This is a genomic window from Streptomyces sp. NPDC056527 (assembly GCF_042794475.1).
Lineage (GTDB): Bacteria > Actinomycetota > Actinomycetes > Streptomycetales > Streptomycetaceae > Streptomyces.
Genome location: NZ_JBHTTQ010000057.1, coordinates 28599 through 46336, shown reverse-complemented (window position 1 = coordinate 46336; position 17738 = coordinate 28599). Strand labels below are relative to the sequence as shown.

At 72.9% G+C, this 17738-nt stretch carries 12 protein-coding genes and 1 tRNA gene; all 13 read right to left on the bottom strand.

From position 1 onward, the window contains the following. Positions 1 to 129: 129 nt before the first annotated feature. Complete coding sequence (locus ACFQ7Q_RS24595; RefSeq protein ID WP_383558779.1) at positions 130 to 1332, bottom strand: S8 family peptidase; 1203 nt, start codon at positions 1330 to 1332, stop codon at positions 130 to 132. Positions 1333 to 1513: 181 nt separating this feature from the next. Continuing rightward, positions 1514 to 1587 (bottom strand) — tRNA-Thr (locus tag ACFQ7Q_RS24590). Positions 1588 to 1684: 97 nt separating this feature from the next. Further along, positions 1685 to 3232 (bottom strand): alpha/beta hydrolase, encoded by a 1548-nt coding sequence (locus ACFQ7Q_RS24585; RefSeq protein ID WP_383558778.1) that lies wholly within the window; start codon positions 3230 to 3232, stop codon positions 1685 to 1687. Positions 3233 to 3281: 49 nt separating this feature from the next. After that, positions 3282 to 4484, bottom strand: a complete 1203-nt coding sequence (locus ACFQ7Q_RS24580; protein WP_383558776.1) for a DNA polymerase III subunit delta' — start codon at positions 4482 to 4484, stop codon at positions 3282 to 3284. Positions 4485 to 4607: 123 nt separating this feature from the next. Then, positions 4608 to 7862 carry a dTMP kinase gene (gene tmk / locus ACFQ7Q_RS24575; protein ID WP_383558774.1) on the bottom strand — a complete coding sequence of 1085 codons (3255 nt, stop codon included), beginning with the start codon at positions 7860 to 7862 and terminating at the stop codon, positions 4608 to 4610. A gap of 107 nt (positions 7863 to 7969) precedes the next feature. After that, a complete protein-coding gene (gene topA / locus ACFQ7Q_RS24570; protein ID WP_383558772.1) occupies positions 7970 to 10792 on the bottom strand; it encodes a type I DNA topoisomerase in 2823 nt (940 codons plus the stop codon). Between the two features lie 238 nt (positions 10793 to 11030). Continuing rightward, positions 11031 to 11228 (bottom strand): hypothetical protein, encoded by a 198-nt coding sequence (locus ACFQ7Q_RS24565; protein WP_383558770.1) that lies wholly within the window; start codon positions 11226 to 11228, stop codon positions 11031 to 11033. Between the two features lie 162 nt (positions 11229 to 11390). Further along, positions 11391 to 12209 carry an ABC transporter permease gene (locus tag ACFQ7Q_RS24560; protein ID WP_383558769.1) on the bottom strand — a complete coding sequence of 273 codons (819 nt, stop codon included), beginning with the start codon at positions 12207 to 12209 and terminating at the stop codon, positions 11391 to 11393. A 12-nt stretch (positions 12210 to 12221) separates the two neighbouring features. After that, positions 12222 to 12995, bottom strand: coding sequence for an ABC transporter permease (locus tag ACFQ7Q_RS24555; protein WP_383558768.1), 774 nt, complete (start codon positions 12993 to 12995; stop codon positions 12222 to 12224). Further along, entirely contained in the window at positions 12992 to 14017 is a 1026-nt protein-coding gene (locus ACFQ7Q_RS24550; RefSeq protein ID WP_383558766.1) for an ATP-binding cassette domain-containing protein, read from the bottom strand. The genes ACFQ7Q_RS24555 and ACFQ7Q_RS24550 overlap by 4 nt, the downstream gene beginning before the upstream one ends. 60 nt (positions 14018 to 14077) lie before the next feature. Then, positions 14078 to 15082, bottom strand: a complete 1005-nt coding sequence (locus ACFQ7Q_RS24545) for an ArsR/SmtB family transcription factor (protein ID WP_383558765.1) — start codon at positions 15080 to 15082, stop codon at positions 14078 to 14080. Then, entirely contained in the window at positions 15079 to 16620 is a 1542-nt protein-coding gene (locus ACFQ7Q_RS24540; protein WP_383558764.1) for a methyltransferase, read from the bottom strand. Before ACFQ7Q_RS24540 ends, ACFQ7Q_RS24545 begins: the two co-directional genes overlap by 4 nt. A gap of 335 nt (positions 16621 to 16955) precedes the next feature. Further along, positions 16956 to 17597 (bottom strand): small secreted protein, encoded by a 642-nt coding sequence (locus tag ACFQ7Q_RS24535; RefSeq protein ID WP_383558763.1) that lies wholly within the window; start codon positions 17595 to 17597, stop codon positions 16956 to 16958. Between the last annotated feature and the right edge of the window lie 141 nt (positions 17598 to 17738).

Sequence of the window (17738 nt, the reverse complement as noted above, 5' to 3'; positions counted from 1 at the left end):
GAAAACGGTTCGTGTGTGGGGGGTGTTACGTGGCGTCCCGTGGGTTTTTCTTGCCGCACCCTTCCCTCTCCCGCCGCCGCGGCCCCGGCCGGGGCACCCGGCGGGGCCGACCTGCGGAAGCCGACGGGGCTACAGCCCGCCGGTCTGGAGCAGTCGGTTCGGGGAGCCCCCCGAGACGACCAGTTCGCCCTTGACCGTGTGATCGGTGATCCAGGTCGAGATGGTCGCCGGGGTGGCCGAAGGGGTCTGGGCCCTGGCGAGGACGGCGACTCCGGCCACGTGCGGGGCGGCCATGGACGTGCCGTTCAGGGCGATGCTGTCTCCGCCGAGCTCGGCGGAGACGATGGCCGCGCCGGGAGCGTAGAGATCGAGGCACGCGCCGAAGTTCGAGAAGTCCGTCTCCTCGTCCCGGTGGTTGGCGGCTCCGACGGTCAGCACGTCGGCGGCACTGGCGGGCGAGACGTCGCAGGCGTTGACGGCATCGTTGCCCGCGGCGAACACGGGCAGGACACCCCGGGCGGCCAGGGCGGTGGCGGCGTTGTCGACGGCGGTGTTGCGCGGGCCGCCGAGCGAGCCGTTGAGAACGGCGGGCTGGACCGCGTTCCGCGCCACCCAGTCCAGGCCGGCGATGATGCCCGACCAGGCGCCCGAGCCCTGGCAGTTCAGGACCCGGACGCTGACCAGGGCGGCCTCGCGCGCCACGCCGTACCGCCCGCCGGCGACGGTGCCGCCGACATGCGTGCCGTGGCCGTTGCAGTCGGCGCCGCTCCGGCCGTCACCGATCGCGTCGAAGCCGGGCCGCGCCCGGCCGTCGAACTCGGCGTGGCCGAACTCCAGACCGGTGTCGAGGATGTAGGCGGTGGCGCCCTTGCCGTCGCCGTCGACGTTGAACTGGCCGTTGAGCGGCAGATAGGGCTGGTCGATCCGGTCCTGACCCCAGCTGTGGGCGACGTCCCGCACGGCGGTCGCCCTGGTCGGCACGGGTGCCACGGTGACCGTGGCGTCCTGCTCGACGGTGGCGACGCCCGGCAGCTTGCGGACGGAGTCCAGTTGAGCGGCCGTCAGCTTGGCGGCGTAGCCGGAGAAGACGCGGTCGTAGGTGAAGAGCGCCTTCACGCCCGGCACCTGCTGCGAGGTGGCCGCGGCCGACTGCCCCGCCTTCAGGGTGACGATGTACTGCCCCGGGATGGCCTTGGGGGAGGTGGCGAGGGGGGCGAGCGTGGTGCCGCCCGAGGGGGAGGGCACGGAGTGGGCCGAGACCGACAGGGGCCCGGCGATCGCCAGGACGGCGGAGCCCACCACCGCGAGGGCGAACCTCATTCGTGTACGCATGGGCCTGAGATGAACACGCGGAAACGATCAAGGTCAATCACCATGCGTGACTGTCGATCGCATTGTGTAGCGAAGTATTCAACGCGCCCGCTGAACGCAGTAGTCCCCGAGCGGACGCGCCGGATGCGCGAGGGCATGAAAAAGCCCCAGGTCACGGCGAGTGAGTCCTGGGGCTGATCCGAGCCGCCTTCGGGATTCGAACCCGAGACCTACGCATTACGAGTGCGTTGCTCTGGCCAACTGAGCTAAGGCGGCATTCCGTGCGGTCCCATGGTGGGTGCAGCGGCCTCGCCAAGTCTACACAGTTTCCAGGGGTGCTCCTGACCACCCTCCACGTGGTCCACGCCACCCCTCACGTGCAGCGCTTCCCGTCCTTCGGGACCGTGCCGTCCAGGAGGTACGCGTTGATCGCGGTGTCGATGCAGTCGCTGCCCCGGCCGTACGCCGTGTGGCCGTCACCCTCGTACGTCAGCAGACTTCCGGAGGAGAGCTGGGAGGCGAGGGACTCGGCCCACTTGTAGGGGGTCGCCGGGTCGCGGGTGGTGCCGACGACGACGATCGGGGGCGCGCCCTCGGCGGTGATGCGGTGGGGGCGGCCGGTCGCCGGGGTCGGCCAGTAGGTGCAGTTCAGGGCTGCCCAGGCGAGGCCCTCGCCGAAGACGGGGGACGCCTTCTCGAAGGACGGCACCGCCTTCTCGGCGTCGGCCGGTCCGCCGAAGGCCGCCGGGAGGTCCAGGCAGTTCACGGCCGCGTTGGCGAACATCAGGTTCGCGTACGAGCCGTCCGCCTCGCGCTCGTAGTAGGCGTCGGCCAGCGCCAGCAGGCCCGCCCCCTCGCCGCCGATCGCCTGGGTCAGCGCCTCGCGCAGCTGCGGCCAGGCCCCCTCGTCGTACATCGCGGCGATCACCCCGGTCGTCGCCAGGGACTCCCCCAGCCGGCGGCTCTCGCCGGTGGGCACCGGCTCGGCGTCGAGGTCGCGGAAGAAGGCCTTGAGACTGTCGCCGGCCGCGGCGACGGACTCGGTGCCGAGCGGACAGTCCGCCTGCTTGACGCAGTCGGCCGCGAACGCCCGGAAGGCCGTCTCGAATCCGGCGGTCTGGTCGCGGTTGAGGTCGATCGCGGGCAGCGACGGGTCCATCGCCCCGTCCAGGACCAGCCGTCCGGCGCGGGAGGGGAACAACTCGGCGTAGGTGGCGCCGAGGAAGGTGCCGTACGAGGCGCCGACGTAGTTCAGCTTCTTGTCGCCGAGCACCTCCCGCAGGATGTCCATGTCCCGGGCGGTCTCCACGGTGGAGACACGCGGCAGGACCTTCCCCGAGCGCTGCGCGCAGCCCGCCGCGAAGCCCTTGAAGGAGGCGGCGAGCGCGTTGGTCTCGGCCGGATCGTCGGGGGTCTGGTCGACCTGCGTGTAGTCGTCCATCTGCGGGCCCGTCAGACACTCGACCGGCGCGCTGCGCGCCACCCCGCGCGGGTCGACGGCGACCATGTCGTAGCGGGCGCGGACGGGTACCGGGTACCCGACGCCCGCGTACCCCTGGAGGTAGCCGACGGCGGAGCCGCCCGGGCCGCCGGGGTTGACCAGGAGCGAGCCGATCCGCTTGCCGGGGCCGGTGGCCGCGACCCGGGAGACGGCCAGTTCGATGTCCCCGGCCGCCGGCTTCGCGTAGTCGAGCGGCACGCGCAGCGAGGCGCACTGGAACGTCGGCACTCCGCAGTCGCGCCACGTGAGCTTCTGGCCGTAGTAGCTTCGCAGGGCCGCGTCGGACGTCGGGGCGGGCGCCCCCGCCGACGAGGGAGACGCGGGCGCGGCGGCGTCGCTGCCGCCCGTGCAGCCGGAGAGGATCAGCCCGGCGGCCGCGAGGGCCGTGGCGGACGTGCGGAGCAAGCGCCTGGAGTCCATGGACCGGAGCGTATCCGTACGAGTACGGACCGTGTCCAATCGCCCGTGCTCAGCCACGCAGGGCCATGGTCATCGCCTCCACCGCGAGCAGCGGCGCGACATTGCGGTCCAGGGCCTCCCTGCACGCGAGCACCGCCTCGATCCGGCGCAGTGTCCGCTCCGGCGCGGTGTCGCGGGCGATCCGCTCCACGGCGTCCCGTACGTCCTCGTTGGCGAGCGGCGTCCGCGCCCGCAGCTGCAGGGTGAGGACGTCGCGGTAGAAGCCGGTGAGGTCGGTGAGCGCGAGGTCGAGACTGTCGCGCTGCGTACGGGTCTTCCTCCTCTTCTGCCGCTCCTCCAGCTCCTTCATCGCCCCCGCCGTGCCGCGCGGCATCCGTCCGCCCTGGCCCCCGCCGAGCGCGGCCTTCAGCTCCTCGGTCTCCTTGACGTCGATCTCCTCGGCGACCTGCTTGGCGTCCTCGCCTGCCGCGTCGACCAGCTCCTGGGCCGCCTTCAGGCAGCCGCCGATGTCGTCGACCCGCAGCGGGAGCTTCAGGACGACGGCGCGGCGGGCCCGGGCACGCTCGTCGGTGGCCAGCCGGCGGGCGCGGTCGATATGACCCTGGGTGGCGCGGGCGACGGCCGCGGCGACCTGGGGCTCGATGCCGTCACGGCGTACGAGCACGTCGGCGACCGCGTCCACCGGGGGTGTGCGCAGGGTCAGGTGACGGCAGCGGGAGCGGATGGTGGGGAGCACGTCCTCCAGGGACGGCGCGCAGAGCAGCCACACCGTGCGGGGCGCGGGCTCCTCGACGGCCTTCAGGAGCACATTGCCCGCGCCCTCGGTGAGCCGGTCGGCGTCCTCCAGGACGATCACCTGCCAGCGGCCGCCGGCGGGCGAGAGCTGGGCGCGCCGGACGAGGTCGCGGGTCTCCTTCACACCGATGGAGAGCAGGTCCGTACGCACGACCTCCACGTCCGCGTGCGTCCCGACGAGGGCGGTGTGGCAGCCGTCACAGAAGCCGCATCCCGGCGCCCCGCCCAGCGCCCGGTCCGGGCTCACGCACTGCAGCGCGGCCGCGAAGGCGCGCGCCGCGGTCGCCCGGCCGGAGCCCGGAGGGCCGGTGAAGAGCCAGGCGTGGGTCATCTTGGACGCCTCGGGGTCGGGCCCGCCGGCGGCATGGGCGGTCACCAGCGCGTCGGCGTCCCGCGCCGCGGCGGCGAGCTGCTCCTCGACCCGCGCCTGTCCGACGAGGTCGTCCCATACGGCCATGTCTGCCCCTCCTCAGGTACGCACTCCATTGTGGGGCACCCCTACGACACCGGGTCCACGACAACGGGTCGCGGGCAGTCTGCCCGCGACCCGTTGTCGGTGCGCTGTCGGTCCCTCAGACGATCATCGGCGACGGCGGCGGCCGTCGTCCTCGTCGTCGTGGGGGCCGAGCAGTTCGTCCGCCAGGGTCGGCAGGTCGTCGAGCGGGGTCTCCTCCGCCCAGTCGGAGCGGCGGCGCGGGCGGCCCTGCTCGTCGAGCTGCGGCAGCTCGCGCGTCTGCTCGTCGGATCCGGCGGGCTGCTCGTCGCGGAAGATGCCCGGCGGAACCCGGTCGACCGGGTCCGTCCCCCGTACGGGAGGCAGCACGGCCGTCTCGTCCACGGCCCGCACCGGCGGCAGGACCGAGGTCTCCGCCTCGGGCCGTACGGCGTCCGGGTCGACGACCGGAGTCGCGACGGTGATCTCGTTCGGCGAGACCTTGGGCACCGTCCGCGTCACCTCGTCGGGCTGCACGACGGGCGTCTCCACGGTCACCTCGTCAGGCTGCACGACGGGGGTCTCCATGGTCACCTCATTGGCCGACGCCTCCGCCTCGCGGGCGGCCTGCGCGGCCTTGGCGGCAGCGGCCTCGGCAGCCTTCCGTGCCTCGGCGGCCTCGGCGGCCCGCTGCACTTCGGCGGCGCGCTGCGCCTCCGCGGCCTTCCGCGCCTCCTCCGCACGAGCGGCCTCGGCGGCCTGCCTCGTCTCCTCCGCGCGGGCCGCCTCGACGGCGGCCTTCTCCGCGGCCTCGGCAGCCGCCTTGCGCGCAGCCTCCTCCGCGGCCTTGGCCGCCGCGGCCTCGGCGAGACGTCGCGCCTCTTCCGCCCGCAGCAGGGCCTCTTCGGCCTTGCGCTGCTTCTCGCGGCGGCGTTCCTCCGCCTCCGCGCGCAGCCGGGCCTCTTCCTCGGCCTGCTTGCGGCGGCGTTCCTCCTCCTCGCGGCGGGCCTTCTCCTCGGCCTCGCGCCGCCTGCGCTCCTCCTCGGCGGCCAGCCGGGCCTCCTCGGCCCGCTGACGGGCCTCCTCCGCCTGCCGTTCGGCCTCGCGGCGCCGGGCCTCTTCCTCCTCCTGGCGCTTGCGCTCCTCCTCCTCGGCACGGAGCTTGGCGAGCTGTTCCTGGCGCTCGCGCTCCAGCCGCTCCTCCTCCGCCTTGCGGGCGGCCTCCTCCTCGGCCCTGCGCCTGGCGTCCTCCTCGGCCTTCCGCCGCGCCTCCTCCTGGGCCTTCACCTCGGCCTCGGACAGCGGCAGCATCCGGTCGAGCCGATGGCGCACGACGGTGGTGACGGCCTCCGGCTCCTGGCCGGCGTCGACGACGAGGTAGCGGCCGGGGTCACCGGCGGCCAGGGCGAGGAATCCGGCCCGCACGCGCGCGTGGAACTCCGGCGGCTCGGACTCCAGCCGGTCGGGAGCCTCGGTGAACCGTTCCCGCGCGGTCTCCGGGGAGACGTCGAGCAGCACGGTCAGATGCGGAACGAGTCCGCCGGTCGCCCAGCGGTTGATGCGGGCGACCTCCGTCGGCGACAGATCGCGCCCGGCGCCCTGGTAGGCCACCGAGGAGTCGATGTACCGGTCGGAGATGACCACGGCGCCCCGCTCCAGGGCGGGCTTGACCAGCGAGTCGACGTGCTCGGCACGGTCGGCGGCGTACAGCAGCGCCTCGGCGCGGTGCGAGAGGCCGGCCGAGGAGACGTCGAGCAGGATCGAGCGCAGCCGCTTGCCGATCGGCGTGGCGCCCGGCTCGCGGGTGACGACGACCTCGTGGCCCTTGGCGCGGATCCACTCCGCGAGCGCCTCGGCCTGGGTCGACTTGCCGGCGCCGTCGCCGCCCTCCAGGGCGATGAAGAAGCCGGTCGGTGCGGGCGCCTGGACGGGGTCGGCGCCGCGCAGCGCGTCGCGCAGATCGCGGCGCAGCGGTACGCCGGCCCGGTCGTCGGTCTTGGCGAGGACGATCACGGCGACGGGCAGCAGCAGCGCGCCGATCAGCATCAGCGTGAAGGCGGCACCACCGTGCGCGAAGACGAAGCTGCCGGAGGCGAGGCGGTGTTCCCCGATGGCGGCGGCGAGCAGCGGAGCGCCGAGCGCGCCGACGGCCATGGCGACCCGGGCGACGGCCTGGAGGTGCTCGGTGATCCGGGGGCGCCGGGCCTCCTCGGTCTCCTGGTCGATGAGGGTGTGGCCGGTGTTGGCGGCGACACCGCCCGCGTACCCGGCGAGCACGGCGAGGATCAAGACCGTGGCCGTGTCCGGGACGAGGCCCATCGCGAGCAGCGCGATGCCGGTGAGGCTGATCGCGAGGGCGAGCAGCCGGCGGCGGGAGAGAACGGTCAGGACGGATCCGGCCGTCCTGATGCCGACGCCGGTGGCGCCGCTGAGCGCGAGGATCAGCAGCGCGAAGGTGACGGGGCCGCCGCCGAGGTCGTACGCGTGCAGGACGGAGACCGCCGCCGCGGCGGTGATGGCTGCGGCGACGGTGGCGCAGGCGAGGACGAGCAGCGGGACGGCTCCCGTGCGGCCCTTCTCCGCGGAGGGCCTGCGCAGGCCCTCCAGGGGCGAGCGGGGCCGGGGCGTCTGCCCGCCGGGCAGCTCGACGGCGGACAGCACGGAGAGCGAGGCGGCGAAGAGACCGGCGGCGACATAGGCGCCGAGGGCGGCCTGGTGCAGCGAGAACCACTCGATGCCGGTGCCGAGCAGGTTGCCGACGAGGGTGGCGACGAGGAGCACGGCGGCCGCGGCCGGTACGGCGAGGAATCCGGTACGCAGCGACAGCCGGCGCAGCGCGTCCAGGTGGTCCGGCAGGGGCCGGACGGCGGCGCCCTCGATCGGCGGCGCGGGCAGCAGCGCGGGGGCCGCGCCCTCCTTGGCCACGGTCCACAACCGCTCGGCGGCGCCGACGACGAAGACGGTGCCGAGCAGGAACCCGAGCGCCTTGTCCGGGGTCCAGTCGATCCACAGCGGCGCGACCACGAGGAGCGCGATCCGCAGACCGTCGGCTCCCATCATGGTCCAGCGCCGGTCGAGCACCCCGCCGGGCGCGGTCAGCGCGGTGAGGGGGCCGAGGAGTACGGCGCCGAACAGCACCGAGGCCAGCAGCCTGGCGCCGACTACGGCGGCGACGGCGAACGCGGCCCCGCGGTATCCGCCGCCGAGGGCTCCCTCGAGGACGGCGGCCTGAAGCCCGAGGAGCACCAGGACGAGCAGGGCGAGGGCGTCCCCGGTCCCCCCGACGAACTGGGCGCTCCAGAGCCGTCGCAATGGTTGATGGCGCAAAAGCGCCCGTACGGCACGCTCCCTGGAGTCTGCGACAAGCGCGACGTCGGAGTCTGGCTGCTCTGCTCGCGTCATCCGTCCACCCTATCCGGACCCCCTCACTCCCCGTGGCCCGCCCGAACAAACGTCGTAAGGGGCGGGGGCCATGGGCCCCCGCCCCTTACAAAGTGTGCTGTTCGCGCCTACTCGGCCGTCTTCTTCGCGGCAGCGGTCTTCTTCGCCGCCGCCGTCTTGGCCGTCGTCGTCTTCTTCGCGGCGGTCTTCTTCGCCGCCGTCTTCTTGGCCGGCGCCGCCTTCTTGGCGGCCGTCTTCTTCGCGGGCGCCTTCTTGGCCGTCTTCTTCGCCGGCCCCTTGGCCCGCTTCTCGGCGAGCAGCTCGTAACCGCGCTCGGGCGTGATGTCCTCGACGCTGTCGCCGGTCCGCAGGGTCGCGTTGGTCTCGCCGTCGGTCACGTACGGGCCGAAGCGACCGTCCTTGACGACGACCGGCTTCTCGCTGACCGGGTCGGTGCCCAGCTCCTTCAGCGGCGGCTTGGCGGCCGCGCGGCCACGCTGCTTGGGCTGCGCGTAGATGGCGAGCGCCTCCTCCAGCGTGATCGTGAAGAGCTGCTCCTCCTCCGTCAGCGACCGCGAGTCCGTGCCCTTCTTCAGGTACGGGCCGTAGCGGCCGTTCTGCGCCGTGATCTCGACGCCCTCCGCGTCCGCACCCACCACGCGCGGCAGGGACATCAGCTTGAGCGCGTCCTCCAGCGTGACCGTGTCCAGCGCCATCGACTTGAAGAGCGAGGCGGTCCGCGGCTTCACCGCGTTCTTGCCGGTCTTCGGGGTGTCCTCGGGCAGGATCTCGGTGACGTACGGGCCGTACCGGCCGGCCTTGGCGACGATCTGGTTGCCGCTGACCGGGTCGGTGCCCAGCTCGAAGTCACCGCTCGGCTTGGCCAGCAGCTCCTCGGCGTAGGCGGTCGTCAGCTCGTCGGGCGCGAGGTCCTCGGGGACGTCGGCGCGCTGGTGGCCCTCGGCGTCCTTCTCGCCACGCTCGACGTACGGGCCGTAGCGCCCGACGCGCAGCATGATGCCGTCGCCGACCGGGAAGGAGGAGATCTCCCGGGCGTCGATCGCGCCGAGGTCGGTCACCAGCTCCTTCAGACCGCCGAGGTGGTCGCCGTCACCGTTCCCGGCGTCGGCCGCGCCGCGCTCGGCGGAGCCTTCGCCCTCGCCGAAGTAGAAACGCTTCAGCCACGGCACGGCCTGGGCCTCGCCCCGCGCGATGCGGTCGAGGTCGTCCTCCATCTTGGCGGTGAAGGAGTAGTCGACGAGCCTGCCGAAGTGCTTCTCCAGCAGGTTGACCACGGCGAAGGAGAGGAACGACGGCACGAGCGCCGTCCCCTTCTTGAAGACGTAGCCGCGGTCCAGGATCGTGCCGATGATCGACGCGTACGTCGACGGGCGGCCGATCTCGCGCTCTTCCAGCTCCTTGACCAGCGAGGCCTCGGTGTAGCGGGCCGGCGGCTTGGTCGCGTGGCCGTCGGCGGTGATCTCCTCGGCGGACAGCGCGTCGCCCTCGGCGACCTGCGGCAGCCGGCGCTCACGGTCGTCCAGCTCGGCGTTGGGGTCGTCGGCCCCCTCCACGTACGCCTTCATGAAGCCGTGGAAGGTGATCGTCTTGCCGGAGGCGCTGAACTCGGCGTCCCGGCCGTCCGCGGAGCGGCCGCCGATCTTGACCGTGACCGAGTTTCCGGTCGCGTCCTTCATCTGGGAGGCGACGGTCCGCTTCCAGATCAGCTCGTAGAGCCGGAACTGGTCGCCGGTCAGACCGGTCTCCGCCGGGGTGCGGAAACGATCACCCGAAGGGCGAATCGCCTCGTGCGCCTCCTGCGCGTTCTTGACCTTGCCCGCGTAGACGCGGGGCTTCTCCGGCAGGTAGTCGGCGCCGTACAACTGCGTGACCTGGGCCCTCGCCGCCGCGACGGCGGTGTCGGACAGGGTCGTGGAGTCCGTACGCATGTAGGTGATGAAGCCGTTCTCGTACAGCTTCTGGGCGACCTGCATGGTCGCCTTCGCGCCGAAGCCCAGCTTGCGGCTCGCCTCCTGCTGGAGGGTGGTCGTACGGAACGGGGCGTACGGGGAGCGGCGGTACGGCTTCGACTCGACCGACCGGACGCTGAACGAGGTGTCGGCGAGCGAGGCGGCCAGCGCCCGCGCCTTCTCCTCGTCGAGGTGGAGGATGTTCGCGGTCTTCAGCTGCCCGTCGGAGCCGAAGTCACGGCCCTGGGCGACGCGCTTGCCGTCGACCGTGTTCAGCCGCGCGACCAGCGACGACGGGTCGGACGAATCACCGGCGCGGCCGGTGGCGAAGGTGCCGGTGAGGTCCCAGTACTCGGCGGAGCGGAAGGCGATGCGCTCGCGCTCGCGCTCGACGACGAGCCGGGTGGCCACGGACTGGACGCGGCCCGCGGACAGGCCGCGCATGACCTTCTTCCACAGGACCGGCGAGACCTCGTAGCCGTACAGCCGGTCGAGGATGCGGCGGGTCTCCTGGGCGTCCACCATGCGCTTGTTCAGCTCGCGCGGGTTGCGGACGGCCTCCTGGATCGCGTCCTTGGTGATCTCGTGGAAGACCATCCGGTGGACCGGGACCTTGGGCTTCAGGACCTCGAGGAGGTGCCACGCGATGGCTTCGCCCTCGCGGTCCTCATCGGTGGCGAGGAAGAGTTCGTCGACCCCGGCCAGCTGCTCCTTGAGCTTCCTGACCTGGGCCTTCTTGTCGGCGTTGACGACGTAGATCGGCTGGAAGTCGTGCTCGACGTCGACTCCGAGGCGGCGCACCTCGCCGGTGTACTTCTCGGGCACCTCGGCGGCGCCGCTGGGGAGGTCGCGGATGTGCCCGACGCTCGCCTCGACGACGTAACCGGGGCCGAGGTAGCCCTTGATCGTCTTCGCCTTGGCAGGCGACTCGACGATGACGAGTCGGCGGCCGCCCTGTGCGGTCTCGCTGGTCGGGGACAACTTCGCTCTTCTCTCCGGTCGACGCTCGGTGGCACGTACGGCGCTGGCACTCCGCATGGCACGCACGGCTGCGGCACGCTCGGTGACGCTGCCGTCGCTGCGGAGTGTGACGGTACAACCCGCCCCCGTGTCAAACGGCGAAAGCCCGCAACGGCCACTCGAACGGTAACCCGAGTCCTGGCATTCCTGCCGCCCGGACTCCCGGTCCGGTGGGGCGGGCCCGCTCGGGGCGACCTCGTCACAGCCGCCCGAAGCACCACACCCCGAGGAGAAGGAAGACGATTCCGAAGATCGTCGTCAGCGTGGCGGCCATCGGCGTGGCGACCCCCTGCGCGACCGGTCGGCCGTGCGCCACACGCACCCCCGTCCACAGCAGCAGCGCGGCTCCGAACAGCGCGAACGCCGTTCCCGCCAAGATCGCCGGCCCGCTCTCCATGCCCGTACCCCGTTTCCGTCACGGTCCCCCGTGGTCCCTGGAGCCGAGGCTGGCACCTCCCGGCGTCGTCGGCGCGAATTCCGGGTGAACGACGCGGACGCTCCCGTCGGGGTTCACGAATATGGCCGGTAGTGCCCCCACCCCTTCCTTCTTTCCGGTTCGTCACATCACATCGAGCGTGGCCCGTCGTCGGCTGCCCCGCTCGAAGAGAGCGAGAAGCGCCACAGCCAGCAGCGCGTACCCGGCGCCGACCGCGAGTTCGGCGGCGAGCAGCGCACCGTCGAGGCCACCACCCGCGGTGAGCCGGCGCGCCGCGTCCGCCGCGTGGGTCAGCGGCAGCAGGTCCCCGGCCGTCCGCATCCACTCCGGCAGCGTGTGACGGGGGACGGCGGCGCCCGTCATCAGGAGCAGTACCGAACTGGCCACGTTCGACACCAGGAACACGTCCCTGAACCGGAGTCCGAGCGCACCCAGCGCGAGCCCGAACGCCGAGCAGGCACCGGCCGCGACGAGCAGCACCAGGGCGAGACCCGGCAGCGCGCGGACGGGCACCGGCAGCCCGAGCACGAGCGCGGCGACGGTGAGGACGAAGGCGCTGACGAGCAGCCCGTTCAGGACATACGGCAGGGCGCGTCCGGCCCACAGGGGGACGCGTCGGCGCGGCGAGAGCAGGACGGCCCCGAGGGTGCCGAACCGGCGCTCGTTCGCGATCGCCATGGTGCCGCCGTACACGCAGGAGGCGGAAGCTGCGAGGACGGCGTTGCCGACCAGGTGGAAACGGTCGTCGGCGACACCGAGTTCTCTGCCCAGGAAAACGAAGAAGAACACCTGGAGAAGCGGCCCGACCAGCAGCGTTCCGATGAACATGGGCGGGGTCGTCCAGTTGAACAGGGCGCGGTAGGAGAGCGATCCGCCGACCACGACGAGCCGGGCGGAGGTGCGGAAACGGAAGCCGACGAGGCGGAGGCGGAAACGGAACATCTCTGGGGCCTTTCAGGCGAGGGCGAGCGTGGCCGCGGCGCGCGCCCGCCGCTCCACCCGGCCGAGGACGAGGACGGCGACCAGCGCGTATCCGGCGCCGAGCGCGACGGCGGTGAGGAGCGGGGTCAGGACGTCGCCGCCGGAGGTCGCGGCATGCACGGCCCGCGCACCCCAGGTCGTCGGCAGCGCCCAGGAGATCGGGTGGGTCCAGGCGGGCAGCACACCGATCGGCACGAGCAGCCCGGACAGCAGCCAGACGGGCGTGTCGAGCGGGTTGGCCAGCGCGTTGGCGTTGCGCAGCAGGACGAAGGTGGCGGCGAGCAGCAGCCCCATCATGCCGAGCGCGAGCACGCAGACGGGGACGGCGACGAGGAAGAGGAGCGGATGCGCGAAGTCCAGGGGCACGTCGAAGAGCAGCACGCCCCACAGGACGGTCGCCCCCATCGCGTACGTCCCGATGACGGCCGTCGCGAGGGTGATCGGCAGCAGGACGAGGGCGAGCGGAGCGGGTGCCACGACGAGCGTCTCCAGCGTCCCGAGCCAGCGCTGGTTCTGCACGGCGCCGCCCGAACCGAAGAGCACCGAGCCCCAGATGCCCATGAGCCCGGCGCCGACGGAGGCGGTGAGCAGCCGCTCGGGGTCCCCGGCCGCGCGGAACAGGTAGACGGCGAGGGTCGCGTACACGAGCGGCACCAGGACGGCGAACGTGATCTCGATGGGCGAGCGGGACATGTACGAGACATGGGTGCGCACCCCGACGCCGATCAGCCGCAGGACGCGCCTCACGCCGGTACCTCCTGAGAGCGCTGGGACTGCCGGGACTCGTCGGTCCCCTGCCGGTCGTCCTCCGCGACAATCGCGATGTAGGCGTCCTCCAGGGAGGGTTCGCGGCTGGCGACCCGCCCGACGCGCACTCCCTCGACGGCCGCGAGGACCCGGGCGTGCGGCACGGCGCCGCGGTCGGTCTGCACGGTCACGGTCTGCGCGGCCCCCCGGTCCTCGGCCGACGCTCCTCGCACGCCCGGCAGTTCACGGATCCGCGCCAGGTGCTCCTCGCCGACGCCGTACGCCTCGATCTCCAGCACGTCCCGCTCCTGGACACGGGACTTGAGGCTCTCGGGCGTCCCGAGCGCCCGGATCCTGCCGCCGGCGATGACGGCGACGCGGTCGCAGAGCTCGTCCGCCTCGGCCATGTAGTGAGTGGTGAGCAGCACGGTGGTGCCGGCCGCGGTGAGATCGGCGACGGTACGGCGCAGATCGCGGGCGGCGACCGGGTCGACTCCGATGGACGGCTCGTCGAGGAAGAGGACGTCGGGGTGGTGGAGGAGGCCGCGGGCGATGTGGAGGCGCTGCCGCATCCCGCGCGAGTACCCCTCGACCCGCTCCTTCTCACGGCCCGTGAGGCCCACCAGGTCGAGGAGTTCGGCGATCCGCCGCTTCTGGGCGCGGGGCTCGACGCCGTACAGCTCGGCGAAGTAGCGGAGGTTGTCGAGGGCGGACAGTCGGTCGTAGAGCCCGCGGTCGCCGCCGAAGACGTAGCCGATGCGGCGGCGCACGGCGACGGGGTCGCGGGCCACGTCGTGGCCGAACACCCGGGCCGTGCCGGAAGTCGGCAGGAGAAGGGTGTTGAGCATCTTGATGGTGGTGGTCTTCCCGGCGCCGTTCGGACCGAGCAGCCCGAACAGTTCGCCGGGCGCCACCTCGAAGGTGACCCCGCGCACGGCCTCGGTCTCGGTCCGGCGGGGCCGCAGCCACCCGGTCCTGCTGGTGTAGGTGCGGCGCAGCGCGTCCGCCTCGATTGCGAGCATGGGCGGGACGTTAGGAGCGCCGTACGGCCCCGGGCCATCGATTCGGGAGTCCCCGAATCGTCAGGCGACCGCGTGCAGCACGCCTTCCCCGGCGAGGAGCGCGAGCAGGGAACGGCCGGTGTCCGTCAGCTGGTAGTAGACGGAGCGGCCGACCCGGTGCCGGGTCACCACGCCCGCTTCGGCGAGCACCGACAGATGCTCGGAGACCGTGCTGGGCGCGAGCCCGAGCCGGTCCGCGAGGCCGGCGGTGGTGAGGGGGCCGGCCAGCTCCCGCAGGACGGCCGCCCGGCCGCGGCCGAGCATCAGCCCGAGCCGGTCGTCGGCGACAGGCTCGGCCGGTTCGCGCAGGGCCGCGGCCCCGCGGGCCTGGTAGGAGACGGCGACCACCTCGGGGTCGTCGGTCGAGTAGAGCCGGCAGCCCTCCGCGAAGACGAGCGGGACCAGCACCAGGCGCCGCTCCCCGGCCGCGTACTCCGCCTGGTGGTACTTGGTCAGTTCGAGCACCGGCCGCTCCCAGCGCCCGCGCGCTTCGAGCCCGCTGAACAGCGTGTCGACGCCCTCGGTCGCGAAGGTCCGCGCCCGGACGAGCACTTCGTCCTCGACGAGCCGGCGCATGGTCGGCCAGTACGGCTCGATCGCGCCCTCCCACCAGGCCGCGTACGCGTCGGCGAGCGCCGCGCAGGCGGCCTGCGGGTCGGTCAGATAGGGCCGGAGGAACGGCTCGTCCGCCATCCCGGGGAAGGAGGCGGCCGCCTGGGCGCGGACGAACCCCGGGTCGGTGGAGCGCAGCTGATCGAGCTCCTCGTGGACGTCGGCCGTGCCGACCGGGCGGGGCAGCAGGAAGTCGGAGACGTCGTACCGCCCCTCGGCCAGCAGGTCCCGCAGCGGCGCGAGCCGCTCGTCCTCACGCCACACCTCCCGCGCGCCGACGACCCACTCCTGGTACGGCCAGGAGGGCTGCCGCCACGGCAGCGCGAGGTGGAGGGCGCAGAAGGCGTCCCGCAGCGGGCTGATCGCGATGCGGGTCGCTCCGAGCGCGGCCTCGTCCAGCTCGATCCGTATCAACCCCGCCGCTCCTCCTCGCCGACCGGGAGGAGGAACCCCTCCTCCACCAGGAGCCGGATCGCCTGCGGGGTGCGGTCGCGCAGCAGCACGGGGTCCTCGCCCATCAACTGCCCGATGGCGTCGAGGATCCGGCCGGCGCTGAGCGAGCCGTCGCACACGCCCGCGAAGCCCGCTCCGACGTGGTCCACCTTGGTGGCGCGCCGCATCCCGCGGTTCTGCCGCAGCACGACGTGCTCGGGGTCCTCGGCGCCCGGCAGTCCGACCTGCTCCTGCATCACCTCGGGTGCGAGGGCGAAGTGGTCGGCGAGCAGGGCCGCGTCGTCGTGGGCGCGCAGATAGTCCTGGCGCTCGAAGTGGGCCCGTACGGTGTCGCCCAGCGGCTGCTCGACGGGGTGCGGCCACTCCTCGATCACGATCGACGGCTCGACCGCGCCGGAGGCCACCGCGGCGTTCTTGCGCACGGTGATCCAGCCGAAGCCGACCGCCTTGGTCTTGCGGGCCTCGAACTCGTCCAGCCACGCCTCGTACCGCGTCGCGTACTCCGCCGGATCCTCGCGGTGGTCCCCGCTGTCGCGCAGCCACAGCTCGGCGTACTGGGTGATGTCCTGGACCTCGCGCTGCACGATCCAGGCGTCGCAGCCGCGCGGGACCCAGGAGCGCAGCCGGTCCTGCCACTCCTCGCCCTCGACGTGCTGCCAGTTGGCGAGGAACTGGGCGTAGCCCCCGTCGTTGAGCCGCTCCCCGGCCTCCTGCACGAGCGTGCGGCACAGGTCGTCGCCGCTCATCCCGCCGTCGCGGTAGGTGAGCCGGGCGCCGGGGGAGATGACGAAGGGCGGATTGGAGACGATCAGGTCGTACGTGTCGCCGTCGACGGGCTCGAAGAGGGAGCCGGTCAGCAGCTCCGCCTCGCGGGCGCCGGAGAGCGCGAGGGTGAGGCGGGTGAAGTCCAGCGCGCGCGGGTTCAGGTCGGTGGCGGTGACCAGGGTGGCGTGCTGGGCGGCGTGCAGGGCCTGGATGCCGGAGCCGGTGCCGAGGTCGAGTGCGGAGGACACCGGCGTACGGACGGTGATGCCGGCGAGGGTGGTGGAGGCCCCGCCGACGCCGAGGACGACGCCCTCGTCCTTCTTCCCGATGCCGCCGGCCCCGCCCACGGCGCAGCCGAGGTCGGAGACGATGAACCAGTCCTGGCCCTCGGGACCGCCGTACGGCCGTACGTCGACGGTGGCACGGACCTCGCCGTCCACACGCTCCACCCAGCCGTCTTCGAGGCACTCCTCCAGCGGCAGCGCGGCGGCCGCCCGCTCGGCGGGGACGGACCCCTGGAGCAGGAAGAGCCGCACGAGGGTCTCCAGCGGGGAGTCGCCCCGGGTGGCCCGCAGCGCGGGCACGGTCTCGCTGCGGGCGAGCGCGGCGTAGGCGGGGGCGCCGAGCCGTTCGAGCAGGCCGTCGGCGGTGAAGTCGGCGGCAAGCAGCGCTTCGCGCAGCCGGGCGGCGTGCGCGGGCACGGGGAGGCGGGAGGTCAGGCTGGTCGTACTCACCCCACCATTGTGACGGCCACCACCGACATTCCCCCGCCAGCCCCGCCCGGGGGCCCGGCCGGGCGGCGGCGAACACATGACCGGGGACGAGGCCCCGGACCGGCGGCCTCGGACACGGCGGCGTCAGCCCTGCGGCGTGGGACCGGCGGCGTTGAACCCGGGGCCGAGGGTCCCGCTGCCTCGAACCCGGGGCCGAGGACCTGGCCCCGGACCCGGCGGCGTCGGACGGCCGGCCTCGGACCCGGCCACGGCACCCGGCGGCCTCTTGCCGTCCCGGGGGCAGCGCGGGGCCCCGGGCGAGCTGTGCTTGCCCGGGGCCGTACGGTCCGTCCGCGTCACTCCGCCTTCTTGCTCGCGGATCCCGAGGGCTTGGTGGACGCCTTCCCCGAAGGCTTGGAGCCCGTGTCGGGGGCGGCCGAGCCGCCCGACGCCGGCGACGGGGTCGCCTTCTGGCAGCCCGGCTGCTTCGCCATCGCCGTGCCCAGCTCACCGGACTGCAGCTTGGCGAGCGCGTCCTGGTCCATCTTCTCGATCTTCTTCAGCCCGTCGGCGACGTTCTGCAGACCGTCCGCGAACTTCTGCTGGTTGTTCGGGTCGAGCTCGTCGACCTGCTTCTTCAGCCCCTCGTAGGCCACCGCCGTGGCGTTGAGCTCCTTGACCGCGTCCTGCTGGAGCTTCTCCCCGTTGTCCACGGGCGGCGCCCCGGCGGCCTCGATGGACTTGGCGAGCGCCCGGTCCGCGTCGGCGATGTCCTGGAAGGCCTTCGAGTCGGCGGCCTGGATGTCGGCCGGCTTTCCGTCCGCCGCCGTCGAGATGATGAGCTGCTGCGCGTCGGCCCGCTTCTGGATCTGAGGCTTCGCCTGGTCGCAGACCGTCTTGGCCCAGTCGTCGACCTTGTCGCTGTCGTCGCTGCAACCGGACAGCGCGAGCACCAGTACCGCGCCGCCGGACAGCGCGGCCGCAAGTTTCTTGTTCAACGGATCGGTCCCTTCCAAGGCTCTCGGCCCCGGAACATACACGCCATGCGGGCAACATCCACCTTTCGTGCGACCGATTCATCCCACATTGCAGCCGTTCGCACCAAGGGAGACACGCCTCACGCCCCCGTACGCCACGAG